This window comes from Agromyces neolithicus (assembly GCF_039529735.1).
Lineage (GTDB): Bacteria > Actinomycetota > Actinomycetes > Actinomycetales > Microbacteriaceae > Agromyces > Agromyces neolithicus.
Genome location: NZ_BAAANJ010000009.1, coordinates 1 through 21547 on the forward strand (window position 1 = coordinate 1; position 21547 = coordinate 21547).

At 70.4% G+C, this 21547-nt stretch carries 20 protein-coding genes and 1 pseudogene; 8 read left to right on the plus strand and 13 right to left on the minus strand.

Going from position 1 to position 21547, the window contains the following annotated elements:
* Nucleotides 1-143 precede the first annotated feature (143 nt).
* Together ABD164_RS12315 and ABD164_RS12320 are read left to right on the plus strand one after the other, a co-directional pair.
* A pseudogene (locus ABD164_RS12315) lies at nt 144-1034 on the plus strand (amidase); the annotation flags it as partial.
* A 50-nt stretch (nt 1035-1084) separates the two neighbouring features.
* A complete protein-coding gene (locus ABD164_RS12320) occupies nt 1085-1456 on the plus strand; it encodes an HNH endonuclease (protein WP_344296527.1) in 372 nt (123 codons plus the stop codon).
* A 51-nt stretch (nt 1457-1507) separates the two neighbouring features.
* On the opposite strand, the gene ABD164_RS12325 is transcribed toward ABD164_RS12320, so the two are convergent.
* The 4 genes from ABD164_RS12325 to ABD164_RS12340 form a co-directional block, all read right to left on the minus strand.
* Nucleotides 1508-1975, minus strand: a complete 468-nt coding sequence (locus ABD164_RS12325; protein WP_344296529.1) for a hypothetical protein — start codon at nt 1973-1975, stop codon at nt 1508-1510.
* Between the two features lie 207 nt (nt 1976-2182).
* Nucleotides 2183-3169, minus strand: coding sequence for a hypothetical protein (locus ABD164_RS12330; RefSeq protein ID WP_344296531.1), 987 nt, complete (start codon nt 3167-3169; stop codon nt 2183-2185).
* A 1-nt stretch (nt 3170) separates the two neighbouring features.
* The gene (locus ABD164_RS12335; RefSeq protein WP_344296533.1) at nt 3171-3515 is read right to left on the minus strand and encodes a PadR family transcriptional regulator; all 345 of its coding nucleotides are present in this window, start codon (nt 3513-3515) and stop codon (nt 3171-3173) included.
* A gap of 225 nt (nt 3516-3740) precedes the next feature.
* Nucleotides 3741-5402: a molybdopterin-dependent oxidoreductase gene (locus ABD164_RS12340; RefSeq protein ID WP_344296535.1), complete on the minus strand. Its 1662-nt coding sequence runs from the start codon at nt 5400-5402 to the stop codon at nt 3741-3743.
* A 138-nt stretch (nt 5403-5540) separates the two neighbouring features.
* Between ABD164_RS12340 and ABD164_RS12345 the strand changes: the two genes are divergently transcribed.
* Nucleotides 5541-6485 carry a quinone oxidoreductase family protein gene (locus ABD164_RS12345; RefSeq protein ID WP_344296536.1) on the plus strand — a complete coding sequence of 315 codons (945 nt, stop codon included), beginning with the start codon at nt 5541-5543 and terminating at the stop codon, nt 6483-6485.
* Nucleotides 6486-6743: 258 nt separating this feature from the next.
* Here the strand turns inward: ABD164_RS12345 and ABD164_RS12350 are convergent, their stop codons facing one another.
* On the minus strand, nt 6744-7436 hold the full coding sequence (locus tag ABD164_RS12350) for an alpha/beta hydrolase family protein (protein ID WP_344296538.1): 693 nt from the start codon (nt 7434-7436) through the stop codon (nt 6744-6746).
* Entirely contained in the window at nt 7433-8563 is a 1131-nt protein-coding gene (locus ABD164_RS12355; protein WP_344296539.1) for a DUF2207 domain-containing protein, read from the minus strand. Before ABD164_RS12355 ends, ABD164_RS12350 begins: the two co-directional genes overlap by 4 nt.
* Nucleotides 8564-8673: 110 nt before the next feature.
* On the opposite strand from ABD164_RS12355, the gene ABD164_RS12360 reads away from it, so the two are divergent.
* Complete coding sequence (locus ABD164_RS12360; RefSeq protein WP_344296541.1) at nt 8674-8895, plus strand: hypothetical protein; 222 nt, start codon at nt 8674-8676, stop codon at nt 8893-8895.
* On the opposite strand, the gene ABD164_RS12365 is transcribed toward ABD164_RS12360, so the two are convergent.
* The gene (locus tag ABD164_RS12365; RefSeq protein ID WP_344296543.1) at nt 8892-9932 is read right to left on the minus strand and encodes an FUSC family protein; all 1041 of its coding nucleotides are present in this window, start codon (nt 9930-9932) and stop codon (nt 8892-8894) included. The two genes, ABD164_RS12360 and ABD164_RS12365, sit on opposite strands and share 4 nt — an antisense overlap.
* Nucleotides 9933-9964: 32 nt before the next feature.
* Here ABD164_RS12365 and ABD164_RS12370 point away from each other — a divergent pair, with 32 nt between their 5' ends.
* Entirely contained in the window at nt 9965-10903 is a 939-nt protein-coding gene (locus tag ABD164_RS12370; protein WP_344296810.1) for a 5'-3' exonuclease, read from the plus strand.
* Between the two features lie 180 nt (nt 10904-11083).
* The gene (locus tag ABD164_RS12375; protein WP_344296544.1) at nt 11084-12760 is read left to right on the plus strand and encodes a DUF885 family protein; all 1677 of its coding nucleotides are present in this window, start codon (nt 11084-11086) and stop codon (nt 12758-12760) included.
* A 27-nt stretch (nt 12761-12787) separates the two neighbouring features.
* Here ABD164_RS12375 and ABD164_RS12380 read toward each other — a convergent pair whose 3' ends face one another.
* The 5 genes from ABD164_RS12380 to ABD164_RS12400 form a co-directional block, all read right to left on the minus strand.
* Complete coding sequence (locus ABD164_RS12380; RefSeq protein ID WP_344296545.1) at nt 12788-13228, minus strand: hypothetical protein; 441 nt, start codon at nt 13226-13228, stop codon at nt 12788-12790.
* A 68-nt stretch (nt 13229-13296) separates the two neighbouring features.
* Complete coding sequence (locus tag ABD164_RS12385) at nt 13297-13794, minus strand: GNAT family N-acetyltransferase (protein ID WP_344296547.1); 498 nt, start codon at nt 13792-13794, stop codon at nt 13297-13299.
* Between the two features lie 86 nt (nt 13795-13880).
* Nucleotides 13881-15677, minus strand: a complete 1797-nt coding sequence (locus tag ABD164_RS12390) for an acyl-CoA dehydrogenase family protein (protein ID WP_344296548.1) — start codon at nt 15675-15677, stop codon at nt 13881-13883.
* Between the two features lie 215 nt (nt 15678-15892).
* Nucleotides 15893-18199 carry an immune inhibitor A domain-containing protein gene (locus ABD164_RS12395; RefSeq protein WP_344296550.1) on the minus strand — a complete coding sequence of 769 codons (2307 nt, stop codon included), beginning with the start codon at nt 18197-18199 and terminating at the stop codon, nt 15893-15895.
* A 375-nt stretch (nt 18200-18574) separates the two neighbouring features.
* The gene (locus ABD164_RS12400) at nt 18575-19465 is read right to left on the minus strand and encodes an SDR family oxidoreductase (RefSeq protein ID WP_344296552.1); all 891 of its coding nucleotides are present in this window, start codon (nt 19463-19465) and stop codon (nt 18575-18577) included.
* A gap of 98 nt (nt 19466-19563) precedes the next feature.
* Here ABD164_RS12400 and ABD164_RS12405 point away from each other — a divergent pair, with 98 nt between their 5' ends.
* Nucleotides 19564-19929, plus strand: coding sequence for a winged helix-turn-helix transcriptional regulator (locus ABD164_RS12405; protein WP_344296554.1), 366 nt, complete (start codon nt 19564-19566; stop codon nt 19927-19929).
* 130 nt (nt 19930-20059) lie between these two features.
* Here ABD164_RS12405 and ABD164_RS12410 read toward each other — a convergent pair whose 3' ends face one another.
* A complete protein-coding gene (locus ABD164_RS12410; protein ID WP_344296556.1) occupies nt 20060-20524 on the minus strand; it encodes an Lrp/AsnC family transcriptional regulator in 465 nt (154 codons plus the stop codon).
* A gap of 318 nt (nt 20525-20842) precedes the next feature.
* On the opposite strand from ABD164_RS12410, the gene ABD164_RS12415 reads away from it, so the two are divergent.
* Nucleotides 20843-21547, plus strand: a complete 705-nt coding sequence (locus tag ABD164_RS12415; RefSeq protein ID WP_344296557.1) for a M23 family metallopeptidase — start codon at nt 20843-20845, stop codon at nt 21545-21547.

Consider the following 21547-nt stretch of genomic DNA (forward strand, 5'->3'; position numbering starts at 1 on the left):
CCCCCACCCCCGCTTCCCCGACCCCCACCCCTTCCGTTCCGGGGGTGCTTTCGCGCAAGAATGGGGCTGATTCGCCGGCGAAAGTGGCGGGAAAGCACCCTCTGAACGAGTTGTCGGATGGCGCGGGCGGGCGTTCGGCGGCCGGACCGGCGGCGCTGGCGGGTAAGCGCATCGGGGTGCCGCGGATGTACGTGAACGCCGACCCCGAGGCCGGCACAGCTGAGCCCGGCCGCACGCCGGGCATCGGCGGGCCCACCGGGCAGCGCATCGAGACGCGCGCGTCGGTCATAGAACTGTGGCAGGCCGCGCGCCGCGACCTCGAGGCCGCCGGCTCCGAGGTCGTCGAGGTCGACTTCCCGGTGGTGTCGAACTACGAGGGCGACCGCACGGGCGCGCCCACGATCGCGACGCGCGGGCTGGTAACCCCCCAATACCTGCACCGCGAGATCATCGACCTCTCGGCGTGGGCGTGGAACGACTTCCTGGCCGCGAACGGCGACCCTGCGCTGCACGCACTCGCCGACGTCGACGGTTCGCGCATCTTCCCGCACGCCGAGGGCGCCCTGCCCGACCGCTACACCGGATTCGACGACGACATCGCCGAATACCCCGAGTGGGCGCGGGAGAATCCCGATGCCGGCCTCGCCGAAATGCCCGAACTCGAGGCGGGCCTGCGCGGTCTCGAAGAGACCCGCCGCGTCGACCTCGAGCAGTGGATGGACGACCTCGGTCTCGACGCCGTCGTCTTCCCCGCGGTCGCCGACGTCGGGCCGGCGGACATGGACGTGAACGAGGCATCCGCAGATCTCGGCTGGCGCAACGGCGTCTGGGTCGCGAACGGCAATCTCGTGCCGCGCCACCTCGGCATCCCGACCGTGACGGTGCCCATGGGCACGATGAGCGACATCGGCATGCCCGTCGGCCTCACGTTCGCGGGTCGCGCCTACGACGACACCGCGCTGCTCACCCTCGCCGCCGCGTTCGAGGCCACGGGATCGCGTCGTACCGAGCCGCCGCGCACCCCGCGGTTTTGAGCGGGGCGCGTCGATCCGCCGCTCGCCGCGGGCGGGGTTAGTCTGGCGCAATGGCGGTCAGTCGGAGCCGTGCGGCGGTGTACGCGCGTCGGCGTAAGCGTCGGATGGCGCAGAGCACCCACGACCTCAGCGAAGAACAATGGGCCGCGCTCGCCGCGGAATGGCGCGGATGTGCGTACTGCGGTGCGAGCGATCGGCCCCTGCAGAGGGACTGCGTGCAGCCGATCTCACGCGGAGGCCGCTACACGCTCGGCAACGTCGTACCCGCGTGCGGCTCGTGCAACGCGAGCAAGTCGAACGACGAGGTCACCTCGTGGCTGCGGCGCAAGAAACTCGACGAGCGCGCCTTCCTGCTGCGCCATCACGAGATCGGCGTGCTGTTGGCGGCGCGATTCCCGGTCGTGGATGCGTCGCTCGGTTGAGCCGCTGGTCGGCCGGGCAGGGATGCTTCGCAGTGCCGTGCCGTGCCGGTGTCAGAGGGGCGTCGAGTTCTCGCGGGCGCGGCGCAGACCGGCGTGATCGAACAGTTCGAGCCGGGTTGCAGACTCGACGTGGACCGTCGCGCGCAGCATCCTCGTCGCGATGCGCGCGAGCTCGTCGGCCTCTCCGCCGCCGCGGCCGATATCGGTCGTGACCAGAAGGGTGAGCGGCGGCTCGTAGCCCTCGATCACCCCTGCATCGGTGTGCATCACCCGGACCTCGCTCGCGTCCCGCGCAGCGAATGCGCGGATGAGCTCTGACCGGCGCAGTGTGAGCCGATCGGTGACCGAAAGCTGCTCGAACGTCGCACGCCCGTCGGCGCGGACGATCGACCCACGCGACTCCGCGAACTCGGCGATCGCATCGCTGACGATCGACTTCTTCGTCACGTCGAGCAGGTACGCGAGATCGGCGACGAGGCGCTGGGTCGACTCGTCGATGCGAATGGTGTGTCCGGCCATGTTGATCGCGCCTCTCGTGCGGTGATTCGTGCGGGCCGTGACGTCGGGCGGAGGGTTTCTCTCTGCAGACTCGGTGGCTTTGTGGCGTTGTGGCCCGCCTGTCTGGAGAGATACTCTCCTGCCGCGGCGTCGCTGGGATGACGACGGACCCGCGATGTGCGCAGGTGGCGCGTGACGCCCCCTGTTGAGGAGCAGTGTCGTGCTGGCTCAGCTGCCGAGGATCGGGGCACGGGTCGGCGTGAGCCGACGGAGGTGGACGACGATGTCGAACACGAGGATCAGCATGATGCCGAGGAGGCAGACGCGCACGACGCCGTCGGCGGCGGGTGACGTGAAGATCGGGCCCGCGGCGAGGATCCACGTGAGCAGAGCGAGGAAGGCGATGTCGCTCGCGACCGAGATCAGCCGGGTCGTGCGGGTGTACCGCCCGGCGATGAGCACCGCGAACATGACGGCGAAGCTCACGGCCCAGAGCACCACCACCCAGGGCGCGCGCCACTGCAGGAACTCGGGGTCGAAGACGAAGGCGTCGAGCAGTGGCTGCGGCAGCCCCGGCGCGAGCACGGGCAACCAGGGCAGCGCGATCAGCACGGAGGCGCCGAGCGCCCAGAACGTCAGCGCGAGCACGAGACCCGGCCGGTTGACCCGGTCGCGGTCGAGGACCTGCGGTGAGATCCTCGGTGCGACCTTCGACTCCGGGTCGGTATCGCCACGGCGATGCCGGATCAGGCTTGCGATGAGCGTCAGCGAGATCATGAAGCCCGGCCACCAGAACGCGCCGAGCCCGAAGGTCAGCCACCATGACGGCAACGGCGCCCACCACGCTCCCGCGACGCCGGCGGAGGCCGCCCACTCGGCGACGGCCGGGTCGGCGTACGCCGCCGGGAGGGTGATCGCCCACTGCAGGGCGACACCGCCGAGCGCAACCCAGGCGAAACCGGGTGCGTCCGCGGGGCGGATCACGGTGAACCCGGTGGGGCGGTAGCGGTCGGCGACGTCCTGCGGGCGACCGAAGGCCGCGAGCAGTTCCATGACCATCAGCTCGTCGGCCGGTCGGCCGGCCTCGTCGGCGCGGCCGGCGAGTTCTTCGCGGAGCAAGGACCGGAGTTCGAAGCCGACATCAGCACGCTGTCGGCGAGGGAGCCGGCCGACGACGTCGCCGACGTAGCTCTCGATGATGTCGTTCGGATCCATGTCAGCTCTCCTCGTGCAACAGCGCGGCGACGACCGAAGTCATCGAACTCCATGCCGCGGTCAGGTCTCGATAGGCCGTCGCCCCGGCGGGGCTCAGCGTGTAGTAGCGGCGCGGCGGGCCGTCGTCGATGCGCCACTCGGACGCGAGCAACCCCTGCCCTTCGAGGCGCCGCAGCAGTGGATACAGCGTGCCCTCCTCGATCGGCATGCCGTGCTCGGTGAGCGCCTGCCGCAGTGAGTAGCCGTACTGCGGTGCGCGCAGCTGCGAGAGCACGGCGAGGACGAGCACGCCCTTGCGCAGATCTTGCTCGAGCTTGCCCCGCTGCCCTGCCGCGCCCGTTACCATGTGCGCAACACTACATAGCGGCGCACAGTAGGTCAAGAGAGATGCTCAGCGGCGAGGGGTGGCGAGGGGTGGCGAGGGGTGGCGAGGGGTGGCGAGGGGTGGCGAGGGGTGGCGAGGGGTGGCGAGGGGTGGCGAGGAGTGCGGAGGCGTGTCGAGGAGTGCGGAGGGGGAGGCAGGGGTGAGGATGCGGACTGAGAAGTGAAGGGGTACGGCGATCGATCGCGCTCAGCGCACCTTGAACGTGCGCTCATGCAGGCCCGTCGCGCCGTCGGGAACGACGCCCTGACGGCGCGAGGTCTGCACCTCGCCGTCGGCGCTCGTGGCGCGCACGCGTACGGTATGGGTTCCGGACGGGGCATCCGACCAGTCGTAATGCCACTGCACCCACGTGTCGTCGGAAATCGCGGTCGCGAGCGTCGCCTCACGCCATTCGCCGTCGTCGAGCTGCACTTCGACGCCCGCGATGCCGACGTGCTGGTGCCAGGCGACGCCCGCGATCACGACGTCGCCCGCGGCGACCGGCTGGCCCTGCCGGGGCACGTCGATGCGGGACTGCAGCTTGATGGGGCCGCGTTCGCTCCAGCCGCGATCAGTCCAGTAGGCGGATGCCGCGTCGAAACGGGTGACCTCGAGATCGACGACCCACTTCGTAGCAGACACGTACCCGTACAGTCCCGGCACGACCATGCGCACCGGGAATCCGTGCTCGGCGGGGAGGGGCTGGCCGTTCATGCCGACGGCGAGGATCGCGTTGCGGTCGTCCTGCAGCACCTCGAGCGGGGTCGACGCGGTGAAGCCGTCGATGCTGCGCGAGAGCACCATGTCGGCATCGGCCGTGGGCGCCGCGCGCGCGAGCAGTTCGCGGATGGGGTAGCCGAGCCACACGGCGTTGCCGATGAGGCTGCCGCCGACCTCGTTCGACACGCACGCGAGGGTGGTGACGCTCTCGTCGAGGGGGAGGGCGAGCAGCTCGTCCCAGGTGAGGGTCACCTCGTTCTCGACGAGGCCGTGGATGCGCAGGCTCCACGTCGCAGGGTCGACCGCCGGCACCGCGAGCGCGGTGTCGATGCGGTAGAACTCGGCGTTCGGCGTGATCACCGGTGCGAGGCCGTCGATACCGAGTTCGGCCGCCGCCGGCACGGTCGCGCTCGTCGCAGCACGGGGGAGCGTGATCGAGTCGCGGATCGCCGTGACGGCCCGGGTGCCCGCCTGCAGGGCGTAGCCACCGGCGGCCGCGAGTACGCCGAGCACGGCGGCCCCACCGGCCCAGCCGAGGAAGCTCCGCCGGTCGACTCCGTTCGCTGGTCGAGGAGCGAGCTTCTTGAGACCCTCCGTCGCCGCGGGGATGGGCGGCTGGGGTCTCGATACGCGTCCTCCTTCGTCGGGCGCTACTCGACCGGCAGGGGTGACGCTGCTTTCGTCGGGCGCTACTCGACCGGCGAGGGACAGCCGCCGCACGAGGAATTGCAGCGCGAGCACCGCGCCGATCGCGGCGACCGCCGAGGGCACGACGGCGAGCATCGTCGCGTTCGCGCGGGTCGCGGCGGCCACTGCCCCGACCACGCCGATGAGTCCCACGACCACGCGACCCCACGGCGGTCGCCGCGCCTCGAGCACCCCGGCCGCGCCCGCCACGGCGACGAGCACGAGGCCGATGCCGATGAGCAGCGCGGCCTTGTCGGCGGTGCCGAAGAGCGCGATCGCGGCATCCTTCGCCCACGACGGCGCGAGGTCGATCAGCAGCGACCCGACGACCACGAACGGACTCGACGCCGGCGCCACGATCGCGGCCGCGAGTTCGCCGACCCCGACTCCGAAGGCCACGGCAGCCACGCCCGCGACCGCGGGCAGCACCCACCCTGGCCTGCGGCCGCTCGTCTCGGGCATGAGCCCAGCGTACGGCGGGCGCCGGTGGCGACATCCGTCGGCCGGGTGCTCGTTCCCGAACCGTAAGATTCGCGCGACCGACCGAGCCCGTCGGGATCGCGGGCTAGGGTGATCGCGACCGACTGAGAGAGGTTCGACATGCCCTACGCCATCGAGTACGACGCCATCGGCGGACCCGAGGTCCTCGAGTATCGCGAGATCGAGCGCGAGACCCCGGGCGAGGGCCAGGTGCTCGTCGAGGTGCGCGCCATCGGCGTGAACCCGATCGACTGGAAGATCCGTTCGGGTCGCCGAGCGTCGCGCCCGATCACCGCTCCACGACGCATCGGCACGGATGCCGCGGGGGTCGTCATCGCCGTGGGTGAGGGTGTCGACGACTGGGCCGTCGGCGACGAGGTCATCGTCTCGGGCGCTACCGGCGCCTACGCGACCGAAGTGCTCGCCCCGGCCGCGAAGCTGGCCCGCAAGCCCCATGCGCTCGGGTGGGAGACCGCGGCCGCGCTGCCGATCCCGGTTGCCACGGCGCACCAGGTGCTCACGTCGCTCGGGGTCCACGAGGGCGACACGCTGCTGCTGCACGCCGGTTCGGGCGCGGTCGGCCAGGCGGCGATCCAGCTCGCGCGCCGGCTCGGCGCGACGGTCATCGCGACCGCGAGCGAGCCCAACCACGCGCGCGTGCGCGAACTCGGGGCGATTCCCGTCACCTACGGCCCCGGCCTCATCGACCGGGTGCGCGCGGTCGCCCCGGCCGGCGTCGACGTCGCACTCGACGCCGCGGGCACCGACGAGGCGATCGAGGTGTCGAAGCAGCTCGTCGCCGACCCCGATCGCATCGGCACGATCGTGCTCGGGGCGCGCGCCGCCGAGCTCGGCATCCACGCGTGGAGCGGCGGCAACCCGATCCCGCTCACTCCAGAAGAGCAGCAGTTGCGCATCGACGCCGTGCCGCTGGCGGCCGAGCTCGCCGCGAACGGCGAGTTCGACGTCGAGATCGCCGCACGCTATCCGCTCGCCGAGGCGGCCGACGCACACCGGCAGAGCGAGAGCGGCGCCTTGCGCGGCAAGATCATCCTCGTGCCCTGACGTCGGTCGAGTAGCGACGAAGGAGCGTATCGAGCCCGTCGGTCGAGTGCGACGAAGGAGCGTATCGAGACCCGGTGACCGGATCGCGAGATCGGCTCTCCAGGTCTCGATACGGCGCTGGCGCGCCTACTCGACCGACGGGTGACGGCGCTGGCGCGCCTACTCGACCGACGGGTGACGGCGCTGGCGCGCCTACTCGACCGACGGGTGACGGCGCTGGCGCGCCTACTCGACCGACGGGTGACGGCGCTGGCGCGCCTACTCGACCGACGAATGCGCCCGCACGAAGGCGGCGGTCGGGGCGGCGAGCGACGCGCCGATCTCGGCAGCCGGCCGCTTCACGCCCTTGACCTCGAACGAGTGGCCGGCACCTTCGAACCACTGCACCACGGCGTTCGACCCGACCCGTCGCGCGACGTCATCGAGCTGCTCGTTCGGGGTCGCGAACGCGTCGTTGGTGCCCTGCAGGAACAGCATCGGCACCGTGATCGCAGTCAGGTGCTCGTCGCGCGGCTTGTCGGGCTTGCCCGGCGCGTGCAGCGGGTAGCCGAGGAACACGAGTCCCGCGGCCGGCATGCCCTCGGCCACGGCCATCGATGCCATGCGCCCACCGAACGACTTGCCGGTCGCCCAGATCGGCTCGCCGGGACTGCCGGCCTCGACCGCGTGCGCGGGCGCGACATCCGTCACCGCTCGCCAGGCGGCGATCGCGGCCGGCGGACGATCGGGGAACCGGCGCCCCGCCTCGCGGTAGGCGAAGTTGAAGCGCAGCGTCGCGAATCCGTCGTCGTTCAGCGCGCGCGTGAATCCGGAGAGAAACGGATGCTCCATGCCCGCGCCCGCGCCGTGTGCGACGACGATCGTGGCCGATGCGCCGTCGGGCCGTGCATACACGCCCGAGACGCGCGACCCGTCGACGACGATCGTGATCGGCTGCTCGAGTGCGCTCATGGCCCGAGCGCCTCGAACAACCCGCCGACACCTTCGATGATCTCGCCGGCCCCGTCGAACAGGTCGCCGACCGACGCCGTGAGCTGCAGTACACCGCCGGCCGCGTCGAGGGTGTCGGCGATGTCGAACGTCACGGAGGCGATGTCGACGGCGTCGGTGCCGTGGGTGTCGACGGCGGCGGCCTCGAGCTTCAGCTTCGCGATCCATTCGCGCTCGAGCCCGAAGAGCACCGCGTAGGGCAGCAGGCGCTCATGCAGGTGGAACCGCGCGAGGGGCCCGACCGGTGGTGCCGTGTCGGCGGGGTGCGCCGTGGCGGTCGGGCCTGCCGCACGCGTCGACCCGCCGGAACCGTGGCCGGCCGAGATGGTCGCGCCCGGGACATCCGCTCGCAGTTCTGCGCCGCTCGGCGACTGCAGCACCCGCAGCCGGTCGGCCTCGGCGAGGGCGATGTACTCGCGCAGGCCCGCGAGGTGCTCGCGCTTCGCCTGCGCGGGCGGCAGGTACTTGCGCCACCAGGGCGGCGTGACGAAGATCGTCGCGATCGTCGCCGCGAGCGCGATCAGCGTGAGCAGCAGCGCCGGCCATGCGTTGTTGAGCAGCGAGAACACGATCAGCAGCGCCTCGACGAGCATGCCGAGGTACGCGAGCACCGTGAGCGTGCCTCCGGGCCAGCCGACGCGACGCTCGGCGATGAGTCCGTCGCGGGCGAGGGCGTGCTCCACTCCCAACAGCAGCGTCTTCAGCCGCCCCGCCAGCGCACGTCGATCGCTCGAGAACCGGCGTACTCGACGGTGCGTATGGTCGGGGCCGAAGAGGCCATCGAGCAGCGAGAGCTCTTCTGATGTGAATACGGCGCCCGGTTCGACCTCGACGCCGATGGGCTCGCGCCGTGAACCGGCGATCAGGCGCACCTTGCGCTTCACCGCGAGATCGATGAGGGCAGCGGATGCCGCACGCCGGTCGGCATCGACGAGCAGTGCATCGCGCAGCACGGTCGAAGTGCGCTCGGGCGAGTACTGCACGACCCGCGGCGTCACGTGCTGGGTCGCGACGCCGCGCGCGATGATGCCCAGCACGAGGATGAGGAGCGCAGGGGCGAGCGCGAACACGATTGCTGCGGTGAGCACGCGCCCAGTCTAGGGATCCTCGGGGCGCCGTCGCCCTCTTCTGCCGGTCGAGCTGAGACGCGCGGCTCCGGCTGCGGGCGATGTCGCAGGCCGAGCGTACCGTGTGTGCCATGACGAAGCAGATGCAGCAGAATCCCCCGGTTCCGGTGCTCGACGAGCCGTGCCCCCGGTGCGATTCCACGGCCGTGCGTGCGATCGTCTTCGGCCCGCTCGACTTCGCGGTCGAGGCCACCGACGTGGCGGGCGCGCTCGCGCTCGACGAAGGGCCGATCTTCGACTGCCGCGAGTGCGGGTTCGAGTGGGGGCTGGCGGTGCGCGACCTGCTCGCCTAGGTCGTCGCCTCGTCGTCGACGAGCGTGCCGCGGATTCGGCGCAGATCTTCCATGAGCGAGCCCACGAGAATCCAGTGGGCCGAATCCGGCGGCCGCACGACGAGCGGGGCGGTCAGTGCCGGAACAGCAGACGTAGGGGGCTCGGGATCGACGTCGGCCAGGTGCACGGCGAGGCGCACGTCGTGGCCCGCGCGCCGCAGCTGCTCTGCGATGGCCTGCACAGCCGGTTCGTCGGCGACGCCGGGGTCGTAGTGGTCGAGGAACGCCCGCGTCATGCCGATCACCTGCGTGACGATGGGGCTCAGCTTCTCGAGCAGTGCGCGCAGCTCGGCGAGTTCGGCGCGGTGCGCCGACCGGCGCGGGTTCAGGGTCAGCGACTCCTCGCCGGCCGCGATCGACGCATCGGCGGCGTCGCGCATCGGGCGCATCAACCGAGCCTCGAGCAGTAGTGCCTGCACCTGTGAGGGCGACTGCGGCGACTCGAGCCCGCTCGCCAGACGGTCGAGCGATGCCGCGAGCTCACCGCCGAGCAGCGCGAGGTCGCGACGGGCGGGGGCGACCGTCACAGGCGGCACGATCAACACGTTGACGACGACGCCGATCGCCGCGCCGATGAGCGTCTCGACGATGCGCTGCAGCGAGTACTCGGGTGACGCCGCCCCGAGCGCGAGCACGAGGATCGCGCTGATCGCGACCTGGTTCGAGGTGCCCGGAGTCATCTTCAGGCCCCAGGCGATGAGCATCGCCGCGACGATGGCGATGAACACGACCCAGGCGTGCTCGCCGAAGGCGAGCGAGAGGCCGGTCGCCACGATGACGCCCAGGATCACGCCGATCGACCGCTCGATCGCCTTGCCGAACGACTGGTTCACGCTCGGCTGCACGACGAGCAGCGCAGCGATCGCCGCGAAGATCGGCAACGGTCCGGGCATCAGCCAGCTCGTGATCAGCCACGCCGCGATCGTCGCCACCGAGGCCTTGAGCACCTGCAGCACGGGCAGGCGCCTGGACGCGCGGAAGGTGGCCATCAGACCCATGCGTTCAGGCTAACCGCGTGACAAGATCGGGTGTGGCCGACCGACTGATGCTCCTCGATTCCGCTTCGCTCTACTTCCGCGCGTTCTACGGCGTGCCCGACTCGCTGAAGGCGCCGAACGGCACTCCCGTCAACGCCGTCCGCGGGCTGCTCGACATCATCGCGCGGCTCGTCACCGAGTTCGAGCCGACCCACCTCGTCGCCTGCTGGGACGACGACTGGCGCCCGCAGTGGCGGGTCGACCTGATTCCGAGCTACAAGGCGCACCGCGTCGAGGCACCCGTGCCCGGCGGGGTCGACGTCGAAGAGACGCCCGACCCGCTCGACGTGCAGGTGCCGCTCATCCGCGAGGCCCTCGCGCTGCTCGGCATCGTCCGGGTCGGCGCGGCCCAGCACGAGGCCGACGACGTCATCGGCACGCTCGCGACCGGTGCGAGCATACCCGTCGACGTGGTCACGGGCGACCGCGACCTGTTCCAGCTCGTCGACGACGCGGCATCCGTTCGCGTCATCTACACCGCTCGCGGCATGAGCCGGCTCGAGGTGCTGACCGACGCGACCGTCGTCGGCAAGTACGGCGTGCTGCCGCAGCAGTACGCCGACTTCGCGGTCATGCGCGGCGACGCGTCCGACGGACTGCCGGGCGTCGCCGGGGTCGGCGAGAAGACGGCGGCGTCGCTGTTGCAGCAGTACGCCGACCTCGACGGCATCGTCGCCGCAGCGGGCGATGCCTCGTCGCCGATGGCCGCGGGCATGCGCGCGAAGTTCGCCGCGGCCGCGCCGTATCTCGAGGTGGCGCCGACGGTCGTCGAGGTCGTGCGCGATCTCGACCTCGGCGAGTTCGACTCGCGACTCGAACCCGTCACCGGCGACCGTCGTGCCGCGGCCGAGGCCTTCGCCGACGAATGGAACCTCGGCGGCTCGATGCCCCGCGTGCTCGCGGCGCTCGACGGGGTGTCGTCGGCCGAGTAGCGCGGTCTGCGTCGGTCGAGTAGCGCGCCGTCTCCGTCGGTCGAGTAGCGACGAAGGAGCGTATCGAGACCCCCGCCGGGGTCGAGTCGTGCGCGGTCTCCGTCGGTCGAGTAGCGACGAAGGAGCGTATCGAGACCCTCGCCAGCCCCCGATGTCGGCGGTGGTGACTACCGTGGGCGCATGACGTCGCTCGCAACCGACCTCGACCGACTCGGCGCCGAGTTCTGGCAGTGGCGCGATGCCACCTCGTTCCGCACCTCCGACGACATTCCGCGCGTCGAACGCCCCGCGGGGTGGGTGCCGCGCTTCGACCCTGCGGCCATCGACGAGTTCCGGCTCGCGCTCGCCGGCTTCACCGAGCGCTGGAAGGCGATCGACGACGGTGGCCTCGCCGGCCTGCCAGTCGAGAATCACGTCGACCACCGGCTGCTCGGCGCGGCACTCGCCCGCGTGCACTGGGAGGTCGAGGTGCTGCGCAACTGGGAGCGCGACGCCGTGTTCCTCACCTCGCAGGTGCTCGGTCCCTGGTTCGACCTGCTGCTTCCGCCGCCGCCGTTCGACGCGCGGCGCCGGCGCGATCTCGTGCGCGTGCTCGAGGCGATCCCGGGCGCGGTCGAGCAGGCGATCGCCAACCTCGAACGTGCCGGCGTGGCCACGCTCGCTCGGGTCGCCGCCGCAGACCTCGCCGACATCGGTGCTCGGCTCGAGCGCTCCGTCGCTGCGGTGGCGCCGCTGACCGATGCCGCGACCGCGGCCGCACTCCGCGGCGCGCAACCCGCGGCCAGTGAGGCGCTCGAGCGGTACCGAGTGTGGCTCGAGGCATCCGCCGACCGGCTCGGGCCCGACGTCATCGTCGGGCGCGATGCGTTCACCTGGTACCTGCGGCACGTGGCGCTCGTCGCGCGCGATCCCGACGAGCTCGTGCGCGCCGCGATGCATGACTACCGGCGCAGCATCGTCGCCGAGGCGGTGACACGAACGCGGTACCGCGACGTGCCCGAGCCGCCGCTCGCGGCATCCGCCGAGGCCGAATCGGTCGCTGAAGCCGCCGCCGAGGCAGAGGTGCGAGCGCTGTACGAATCAGCCGACCTGCTGAGCCAGCCCGACTCGCTGCGGCACTACCGATTCGCGCCGACGCCCGCGTACCTCGAGCCCATCGCGTTCCTCGGCGTGAACGACGACCTCACGAGCATCGGTCGCGTCGCCGAAGACGCGACCTCGTACGTGCCCGACCCGGCGCCCGGTCTGCCGTACTTCGACGCCGCGAACGCGCGCGACCCGCGGCTCGGCATCATCCACGAGGGCACGCACAGCCAGCAGCTCGCCCTCTCGTGGGCACATCCGAACCCGTTGCGTCGGCACTTCATCGATTCCATCGCCAACGAGGGCATCGCTCACTACAACGAAGAACTCATGCTCACGGCCGGGCTCTTCGCCGATTCCCCGCACTCGCAGACGATCGTGCACAACTTCATGCGGTTGCGCGCGCTCAGGGTCGTTGTCGACGTGAACCTCGCCACCGGTGCGTTCAGCCTGCCCGAGGCCGTCGACTTCTTCGTGCGCATGGTGCCGATAGACGTCGAGACGGCGACCGAAGAGACCTCGTACTACGTGGCGACCCCCGGCCTCGCGATGTCGTATCTCGTCGGTAAACACGAGGTGATGCGGCTGGTGGCCGATGCTGCAGCCGCGGCCGCGCTCGACGGCGCCGAGTTCTCGTTGCGCGACGTGCACGACTTCGTCTGGCGCAACGGCAACGTGCCGATGTCGCTGCTGCGGTGGCAGCTGCTCGGCGACCGATCCGACATCGACGTGATCGACGCGGTGGGGCCGTGGTGGGCGGCGCTGCCGGGCTGAATGAGCCGGGCGCGACGGCCGGGCCCGCTAGGCGAGCGCGGTGATCACGTTGTCAGGCAGCGGCTCGGCCGGGGCTTCCCACGCCGGCAGCACCGGCAGGCCGTCGCCGCCCATGAGCAGCACGGCGACGTACGCGTAGATCATGAGCAGCATCGCGAGTGCGCCGAGCGCCGCCCCGAGCCATCCGGTCCGCACTCCGAGCCGGCCGCCGCCCAGCCGCCGGTGCCGGGCCGCCCCCGGCACGCCGACGCCGATCGCGAGCGCGCCGAACATCGCGATCCACACGATGCCGGCAGGCCCGCGGGTGCCGATCGGTGCGAACAGCGCGAACAGCAGGGCGCCGGCTCCGAGCACGAGACCCGTGTACGCGAGCAGCCCCGACCACCCCGGCCCGTCGATGGCGTCGCCGCCCCACACGGGCGGTTCGCCGAGGCGCGGCGGCTCGTCATCGTGCGGGGGAGTCGTCATGCACCCATTCTCGCCGCATTCCGTTCGGGTGTCCCCCGCGGCGACATTCGCCGGGCGCCGCGGTGCGGCTACAGGTCGAGCACGTTCCAGACGATGTCGCCCTTTTCGTCGCTCGTGGTGTGGTCGCGTCGGAACCCGATCTTCTCGAGCACCCTGAACGACGGGGTGTTCCAGGCGCGCACGGTCGACCAGAGTCGCGTTCGGCCGGTCGCCCGGGCGGCGTCGACGATGGCGGAGGCCGCTTCAGTGGCGTACCCGTTGCCGTGTGCCCTGCGCAGCAGCTCGTAGGCGATCTCGGGCTCCTCGATGGTGGCGCGGCCGATGACCAGCCCGCAGTAGCCCAAGAACTCATCGTCGCCGTGCAGGCGGAGCGTCATGCAGTGGATTCCTCGCCCGGGGGCGCTCGCGCGTGCCTCGCGAACTTCGTCGCGGGCCTCATCGAGCGTCGGCAGCTCGTCGCCGCGCTCGCCGACGAGCTCGCGGTAGCCGGTGGCATCGGCCGCCTGCCACAGTTGCAGGTTCAGGCGCTCGGTCGTCAACGAGAAGGGCATCGGCTGGTACGGCATCGATTCAGGCTATCGACTGTCTGGCGAGCGGTGAAACGCCGATCGGATGCCGCGGCTCGCGCCGCGACATCCGATCGGTTGAATCGTCAGACGCGCGCGCGGGCAGGTGCGCGATCGGCGAGCGTGTCGCCGTCGAGCGCGAAGAGATCGCGCGAGCCGGCGGTGGCCGCACCGACGAGGCCGGCGGCCTGCGGCAGCAGCTGCTCGGCGTAGAACCGGGCGAGCGGCAGCTGCGCCTCGGCGATACCGTCTGCGTCGAGGCCGCGCGCGGCGAGCGCCGACTTCGCCATGAGCCAGCCGCCGACGACGAGCCCCCAGATGCGCATGTAGGGGGTCGAGCCGCTGAGCGCCGAGTTGGGGTCGGTGGCACCGGTACGGAGCATCCACTTCGTCGTCTGCTCGAGCGTGTCGAGTTGCGCGTTCAGCTGCGCGCGGATCGTCGCGAACTCCTCGCCGGCCGCGGCCAGCTCACCGTCGAGCTCGCGCATCGAGGCGATGAACTCGAGCACCGAGGCGCCGTCGCGAACGGGCAGCTTGCGACCGATGAGGTCGGCGGCCTGAATGCCGTTCGTGCCTTCGTAGATCGCGGCGATGCGCACGTCACGGTAGTGCTGCGCGGCACCCGTCTCTTCGATGAAGCCCATGCCGCCGTGGATCTGCAGCGCGAGCGACGTGAGCTCGTTTCCGAGGTCGGTGCCGAACGACTTGCAGATGGGCGTGAGCAGCCCGACGATCTCGTCGGCCCGGGCGCGGGTCGCCGCGTCGGGGTGATGGGTCGAGAGGTCGACGTTCACGGCATTCAGCAGCATCATGCGGCGCATTGCGGCGATGTACGCCTTCTGGGTCATGAGCATGCGGCGCACGTCGGGGAAATCGATGATCGGCGAGGTCTCGGTGGCGCCGATCGCCCGGCCCTGCAGGCGTTCCTTCGCGTAGCCGAGCGACTGCTGGTAGGCGCGCTCGGCCACGGCGAGGCCCTGCGTGCCCACTGAGAGGCGGGCGCTGTTCATCATGACGAACATGATGCGCATGCCGATGTTCTCTTCGCCGATGAGGTAGCCGGTCGCGTCTTCGTATGAGAGCACACAGGTGGGCGAGCCGTGGATGCCCATCTTGTGCTCGACGCCCACGGTGTGCACGCCGTTGCGCTCGCCGAGCGAGCCGTCGTCGTTCACGAGGAACTTCGGCACGATGAAGATCGAGATGCCCTTGGTGCCGGCCGGCGCATCGGGGGTGCGCGCGAGCACGAGGTGCACGATCTGCTCGCTCAGGTCGTGGTCGCCGAACGTGATGAAGATCTTCTGGCCCGTGATGCCGTAGGTGCCGTCGGCGCGCTTCACGGCCTTCGTGGTGAGGGCACCGACATCGGAGCCGGCGTGCGGCTCGGTGAGGTTCATGGTGCCGGCCCACTCGCCGCTGACCATCTTGGGCAGCCACTGCTGCTTCTGCTCGTCGGTGCCGTAGCCCAGGAGAGCTTCGATCGCGCCCTGGGTGAGCAGGGGAGCGAGCGAGAAGGCCATGTTGGCCTCCATCTCGAGCTCTTGCAGCGCGAGCCCGACGGTGCGCGGGAACCCGCCGCCGCCGTACTCCTCGGGCAGGGGCACCGAGCCCCAGCCCGCCTCGACGAAGGCGGCATATGCCTCTTTGAAGCCGGTCGGTGTGGTGACGGTGCCGTCGGCGTTCAGCCGCGACCCCTCGAGGTCACCGGTGCGGTTGGTGGGGGCGACGACCTCGGCCATGAAGTCACCGGCCTCGGAGAGGATCTCGACGACAGTGTCGCGATCGGCGTGCTCGAAGCCAGGAAGCTGTGCGATCTCGTCGTAGCGCACCACATGCTCGAGAGCGAAGGTGAGGTCGGCGACGGGGGGACGGAATTCACTCATTCTCGCAGCCTAACCCCGGAAATCCTGCATGAGCTGGGATCTCTCGGGTTCGACGAATGCGTCGGTGTGCGCACCCACGCGCGTTTGTGCCTTTCCGCAAATCGGATCATGCGCGCGGCACCACCGAGGGCTGGTCAGGCCACCTGCTGGAACGCGAGTGGGCCCGTCTCCGAGAAGACGGGCCCACCGAGGTTGCTGCGAACCGACGGGTCAGCTCACATGCCGGGGTTGATGACGCTGACCGTCATCGTGCCCCCCGCGTTCTGCTGCGTGACCGTCACCGACACGTCGTGACCGGCCAGCAGCACGCCGCCGAGCGGGTTCGACGCGTCGAAGTACGCATCCTCATCGGCGTCGCTGAAGGATGCGAGTTGCTGCCCGCCCGGTGCTGAGGCGCCGACCGACGTGATCGTCTGGCTCTTGCCCTTGCCGACGACAACCTCTTTGTGCAGGGTGACCGGGTCGATCGTCTGCAGGCCGAAGGTCGCGTCGAACGGCTGGCGACGGTTGCTCGGGCCCGTGGTCTCTCCTTCGTAGGTGAACAGGGCGGGGTGCGAGTCCACCGGCAGCGCGAGGCCGTGGCCCGGGTGCTCGATGGTGTTGTTGTCGCCGTACGCCTCGTCGACCACCCACACGAGCATGCCGTCCTGGTACGGGAAGTGCTCCACCGTGTCGGGCGCCGTGAGGCCGTTGCTGAACTGGTAGGGCCCGACCTCGAGCGTGGCGTCGTAGTCGGTGTACGTGCGGTTCTCGACCAGGTAGTAGCGGTCGCCCTCACTCGTCTCGGTGCCCGTGCTCTGCGCGAAGCCGCCCGCAGCCACCCAGCCGTTGTCGCCACTCTCGACATCGTCGGTGAACAGGGTCGTACCGCCGCTCTTCACGACGATGTCGTCGATGAACGCACCCGCGAGGTGTACGCCGCCGTCGCTCTGGTAGCGGAACCGGAACTGCGTGTCGGCGTTGCCGCCCGGCACCGAGTAGCGCAGCGTCGACCACCTGCCGTTCGACGTGTCGGAAAGCGTGGCGATCGTCGTCCAGTTGGTTCCGTCGGTCGAGTACTCGGCGTAGAGGTAGTCGTAACCCGCCTCGATGTCGTACCAGGCCTTCGCCGTGACCGTCGCGCTCCTGACGCCCGACAGGTCAAGCGAACGCGTCAGTGTCGTGTTGAGGTCGTCGGCGCTCGAGGTCCACCAGGCGTTGGCACCCGAGTTCGGCGTGACGTACTCGGTGGTGATGCCCTGGTCGGGCACGTCGATGACGAGCGCCTGGTCTTGGCCCTCTGCCTGCAGCGCGGCGGGGCTCAGCGTGAAGTCGCCGCCCTCGCCCGGGTCGACGACCGAGTAGTCGAGCCAGCCGAGCTGCAGCTTCTCCCACGGACCCATGTAGTTCGGGGTCGTGCCGATGTCGTCGCCGCCCTTGTTGAGCCACGAGCCGCTCGACATGAGGGTCCAGAACGCGGTGCCGTTCTCGCCGCCGGCGGTGTCGTAGAAGTCGGGCAGACCGAGGTCGTGCGCGTACTCGTGCGCGAACACGCCGAGGCCGCCGTTCTCGGCCTCGACGGTGTAGTCGCCGATCCAGTAGCCGGTGTCGCCGATCTGCGCGCCGCCGAACTTCGCGCCCTCGGGCCCGGTCGTGCCGTAGTCCGTGGAGTTCACGTACCAGCGGTGCGACCAGATGGCGTCTTCGCCCTGAGCGCCGCCGCCGGCGTCTTCGCCCTCGCCGGCGTGCACGGCCTGGAAGTGGTCGAGATAGCCGTCGGGCTCGTCGAAGTTGCCGTCGGCGTCGGCGTCGTAGCGGTCCCACACATCGAACGACGCCAGTTCGGCCGTGATCTCGTCGGCGGTCTTGCCCGCCGCGACCTGTGCGTCGTACCACGCGTTGCCGGTGTCTTCGATGAACTGCCAGGCCCCGCCGTAGTCTTCGACGGAGTTGTCGCCGTACGTCGAGGCGTTGCCCGGCACCTTCACCCAGTCGCTCACCTCGCCGGCCACGGTGTAGTTGCCCGACGACTGCTTGGTGTAGAAGTCGGCGAAGGAGTCGCCACCGTCGCCGGCGGTGTCGAAGAACAGGTCGTCGTAATAGGCGCGGTCGAAGTCGCTGCGCCAGTGCGTGCTGTTGTTCACCGCGCGGTCGGGCTCGGGGATCGCGTTGTGCAGCGGGCCGGGCACCGAGCCGAGCTTGCCGCTCGACTGGTCGCCGAACTCCGAGAGGATCGTGAACAGTCGGCCGGTGCCGGTGATTGCGGCCTCGAAGTACTTGTCGTTCTCGCCCTCTTCGAGGGCGATGACGCCGTCTTCGTTCGGCGAGGCCTGCCCCGAGAGAATGAGCTTCTGCGCAGCCTTGCGCCGCTCGTTCTGTCGCTCGGTGAGCGGGCCAGGACGATTGTCGAGGCGTTGGGATGCTGCAGGGTTCGGGTCTTCCGCAGAGGGGGCGGCGATCGCGGCCTGCCCGAAGGCTGCCCCCGCGATGACCGTCGCTCCCGCCGCGGCCACGGCGAGGATGCCGCGCGTGCGTCGTTTCATTGTTCTCCCTTGACTGACTGGCCGGGATCGCCGGGCACAGTGTGGAAGAAATTAGCACCGAGGTTTCCTGGAGGGAAGAGGTTGACTTCAGTCATCTTCCGTGTCGAGAATATGCGCAACGATCTGATCGCCGTCGATGCCGATACGCGCATGAGCACCCATCGAATGGGGGATTCTTGCGTGCGTATCTGAAGTAGCCACGCCCCGCTCGGCGTGACCCTGGTCGTCCGGTCGGCGCGCGAGATCGCCGCGCAGGCGGGGCCGGCACGTGCGACGGCGACCCTGACGCAGTCGGTGTGCCTCACGCGAGACTGCGTCACTGATGCTGATTCCGCATCAGTGACGCAGCCACGGGACGAGCACCGCCCGGTCGCGTCAGGCGGCGGGCCGGCCCTGCGAGTCGGACTCGACCGACACGGTCGCGCGCAGCCCGTCGATGAGCGGCGTCGTCGGCCGGCCGATGAGGCGCGCGAGCGTGCCGTCGGTGTCGCCGAGCACGCCGCGGCGGATCGCGTCGTCGATGCCCGCGACGAACCCGGCGGTGCCGGCGTCGAGGCCGAAGCCCTCGAGCGCGGCCACGTGCTCGTCGGTGGTCAGGCGCTGGTAGCCGACCTCGCGGCCCAGCACGTCGGATGCCGCGGCAGCGAGCTCGTCGTAGTTCCACGCCACGTCGCCGCCGAATTCGTAGACCTTCCCGAGGTGCCCGTCTTCGAGCAGCACGGCCGCAGCACCCGCGGCGTAGTCTGCGCGGCTGGCGCTGGCCACCCGTCCATCGCCCACGGAGGCGGCGATCACGCCGGTCGTGGCCGCGCGCGAGACATCCGTCGTGTAGTTCTCGGTGTACCAGTTGTTGCGCACGATCACCGCGGGAACGCCCGAGGCGGCGATGGCCTCTTCGGTGGCCTTGTGGTCGGCGGCGAGCGCGAAGTCGGCGGTCGTGGCCTTCGGGGCGCTCGTGTAGACGAGCTTTGCGACGCCGGCCGCCTTCGCGGCGTCGATGACGTTCTGGTGGCCGGCCGCGCGGTTGCCCGGCTCCGATCCCGAGATGAGCAGCACGGTGTCGACCCCGTCGAGGGCGGCGGCGATGGTCTCGGGGCGCGTGTAGTCGAGTTCGGCGGTACGGATGCCCCGTGCCGCGAGCCGCTCGATCTTCGCGGTGTCGCGGGCGGTGGCGACGAGGTCTGCCGGATCGGCGCCGCGCTCGAGCAGGGCGTCGACGACGAGGGATCCGAGTTGGCCGCTGGCGGCGGTGACGAGGATGGTCATGCGGGTGTGTTCCTTCCGATCGGGGTCATCGGAGACAACCGGCTTCACGCCCGAGTACTTCCCTGTCGGCGGTACCCACTTTGAAGTAAGGTACCCACATGGTGGTAAGTCTTGCGCAGATCCGGGAGTCATCGGGCGAGGTCTTCATGGAGGGCTGCCCCACGCGGGTGGTGCTCGACCACATCATGAGCAAGTGGGGCGTGCTCGTGCTGCTCGCCCTCACCGACGGCACCCACCGCTGGGGCGAACTGCGACGAGAGGTCGAGGGCATCAGCGAGAAGATGCTCGCCTCGACGCTGCGCACGCTCGAGTCCGACGGCCTGGTCGCGCGCACGTCGTACCCCGAGGTGCCGCCGCGCGTCGAGTACTCGCTCACCGACCTCGGCCGCGAACTCATGCAGCACATGCTGCCCCTCGTCGAGTGGGTCGCGCGCAACGCCGACACCGTGGTGGCCCGCGCGTAGCCGCGCCGACCGCGCGGCGTGCCCGGGTCGATCGCGCCGTGGGAGCAAAGTTCGCCGCCGGGAGCCACGTTCGTCGGTTGCTCCCGGCGCATAACCTTGCTCCCACGGAGCGCGGATGGCGGGTGCGCGGTCAGTCGGGCGCGGCGAGCAGCGCCGACATGCGGTAGGGAATGACCTCGCGCAGGAACAGGCTGGTCGAGGTGCGCACGATGCCGGGGCACAGCCTGATCTCTTCGCTCACCCGGTAGAGGTCGTCGGGCGTGCGTGCGACGACGCGCAGCAGCAGGTCGTCGTCGCCGGCCGGGGCGAAGCACTCGAGCACCTCGGGGATGAGCTCGAGCGCCTCGATCGCGTCGTGGATGAGGTGCTGGTCGAGCTCGGCGCGCACCGATGCCGCGATGCCCCGACCCAGCGAGTCGGGTCGCACACGGCTGCTGTTCGCACGCAGCAGGCCCGACGTCGCGAGCTTGTCGAGCCGGCTCTGCACCGTCGCCCGAGCGAGCCCCAGCCGCTGTGCGATGACCACCGTGGGCAGTCGGGGGTCGTCGTCGAGTTCGACGAGGATCCGCCGGTCAGTGGCATCCAACTTGATCAATGTGAACCCCCGCCCGCTCGGAACTCACCCGAGAATCTTACAATTTGTCTAACCTGAATGAGCCGAGTTGCACCGATTGCCGACCCTTGTTACCAATGACTGTACACGCGAGGGTGAGGCGGCCACGAGCTGCCGCACCCGAGGCGGATTCGGCGGCCCACCCCGTCGGCGGATCCGGATTCGTCCCACCGGCGATCCTCCATTGCTCGCGATCCGAGACTCGAGCGGATGCCCCGGCCCAGGCCGCGGGCATCCGCTCGTCTCGTCTCGTACCGTGGTGCGATGCGTCGGCGCGCGCCCGCCGTTACCATCGCGTCGATGGAGCACACACTCGAGAACCCCGTCGTCGTCGAGTTCCCGCTGCGCGGCGAGGGCTGGATGGCCGTCACGACGCCCGCGCACCGCGTGCCGAGCCACGGCACCGACATGCTCGGCCAGCGCTACGCGTACGACCTGCTCATCGTCGATGACCGCAAGGGCGTGCACTTCCACCCGGCGGGCACCCCGCGAGGCGGGCTCTTCGGCGGTCGCACGCGCGAGTCCTACGCGTGGGGCGCGCCGATCCACGCGCCGTTCGACGGCGAGGTCGTGCAGGCCTCAGACGGCATGGCCGAGCGCGAGTGGATCCATCCGGTTCGTGAGCTGGCGCACCAGCTGAGGAACGCGTTCACCTTCACCCCCGAGAAGCTGCCGTCGATCATGGGCAACCACGTGCTGCTGCGGGCGCTCGATTCCGACGACCTCTACGCGGGCTTCGCCCACATCGCGCTGGGCACCGTCGCGGTCGCCGAGGGCCAGCGGGTGTCGACCGGAGACCTCATCGGCAACGTCGGGCACACGGGCAACTCCACGGCGCCGCACCTGCACTTCCAGCTCATGGACTCACCCGACCTGATGACGGCGAAGGGCATCGCGTGCGCGTTCCGCGCCTACGAGGTGCTGCGCGACGGCGCGTGGGTGCGCGTCGAGAACGGCGTGCCCGGGCGCCGCGAGCGCATTCGGTCGGTCGTGCCGGCACGCTGA

What these genes read in the sequence shown, in the direction of transcription:
- ABD164_RS12320 (WP_344296527.1), top strand. Translation starts at nt 1,085, where the DNA reads ATGGCGGTCAGTCGGAGCCGTGCGGCGGTGTACGCGCGTCGGCGTAAG.
- ABD164_RS12325 (WP_344296529.1), bottom strand. Translation starts at nt 1,975, where the DNA reads ATGGCCGGACACACCATTCGCATCGACGAGTCGACCCAGCGCCTCGTC.
- ABD164_RS12330 (WP_344296531.1), bottom strand. Translation starts at nt 3,169, where the DNA reads ATGGATCCGAACGACATCATCGAGAGCTACGTCGGCGACGTCGTCGGC.
- ABD164_RS12335 (WP_344296533.1), bottom strand. Translation starts at nt 3,515, where the DNA reads ATGGTAACGGGCGCGGCAGGGCAGCGGGGCAAGCTCGAGCAAGATCTG.
- ABD164_RS12340 (WP_344296535.1), bottom strand. Translation starts at nt 5,402, where the DNA reads ATGCCCGAGACGAGCGGCCGCAGGCCAGGGTGGGTGCTGCCCGCGGTC.
- ABD164_RS12345 (WP_344296536.1), top strand. Translation starts at nt 5,541, where the DNA reads ATGCCCTACGCCATCGAGTACGACGCCATCGGCGGACCCGAGGTCCTC.
- ABD164_RS12350 (WP_344296538.1), bottom strand. Translation starts at nt 7,436, where the DNA reads ATGAGCGCACTCGAGCAGCCGATCACGATCGTCGTCGACGGGTCGCGC.
- ABD164_RS12360 (WP_344296541.1), top strand. Translation starts at nt 8,674, where the DNA reads ATGACGAAGCAGATGCAGCAGAATCCCCCGGTTCCGGTGCTCGACGAG.
- ABD164_RS12365 (WP_344296543.1), bottom strand. Translation starts at nt 9,932, where the DNA reads ATGGGTCTGATGGCCACCTTCCGCGCGTCCAGGCGCCTGCCCGTGCTG.
- ABD164_RS12375 (WP_344296544.1), top strand. Translation starts at nt 11,084, where the DNA reads ATGACGTCGCTCGCAACCGACCTCGACCGACTCGGCGCCGAGTTCTGG.
- ABD164_RS12380 (WP_344296545.1), bottom strand. Translation starts at nt 13,228, where the DNA reads ATGACGACTCCCCCGCACGATGACGAGCCGCCGCGCCTCGGCGAACCG.
- ABD164_RS12385 (WP_344296547.1), bottom strand. Translation starts at nt 13,794, where the DNA reads ATGCCGTACCAGCCGATGCCCTTCTCGTTGACGACCGAGCGCCTGAAC.
- ABD164_RS12390 (WP_344296548.1), bottom strand. Translation starts at nt 15,677, where the DNA reads ATGAGTGAATTCCGTCCCCCCGTCGCCGACCTCACCTTCGCTCTCGAG.
- ABD164_RS12395 (WP_344296550.1), bottom strand. Translation starts at nt 18,199, where the DNA reads ATGAAACGACGCACGCGCGGCATCCTCGCCGTGGCCGCGGCGGGAGCG.
- ABD164_RS12400 (WP_344296552.1), bottom strand. Translation starts at nt 19,465, where the DNA reads ATGACCATCCTCGTCACCGCCGCCAGCGGCCAACTCGGATCCCTCGTC.
- ABD164_RS12405 (WP_344296554.1), top strand. Translation starts at nt 19,564, where the DNA reads ATGGTGGTAAGTCTTGCGCAGATCCGGGAGTCATCGGGCGAGGTCTTC.
- ABD164_RS12415 (WP_344296557.1), top strand. Translation starts at nt 20,843, where the DNA reads ATGGAGCACACACTCGAGAACCCCGTCGTCGTCGAGTTCCCGCTGCGC.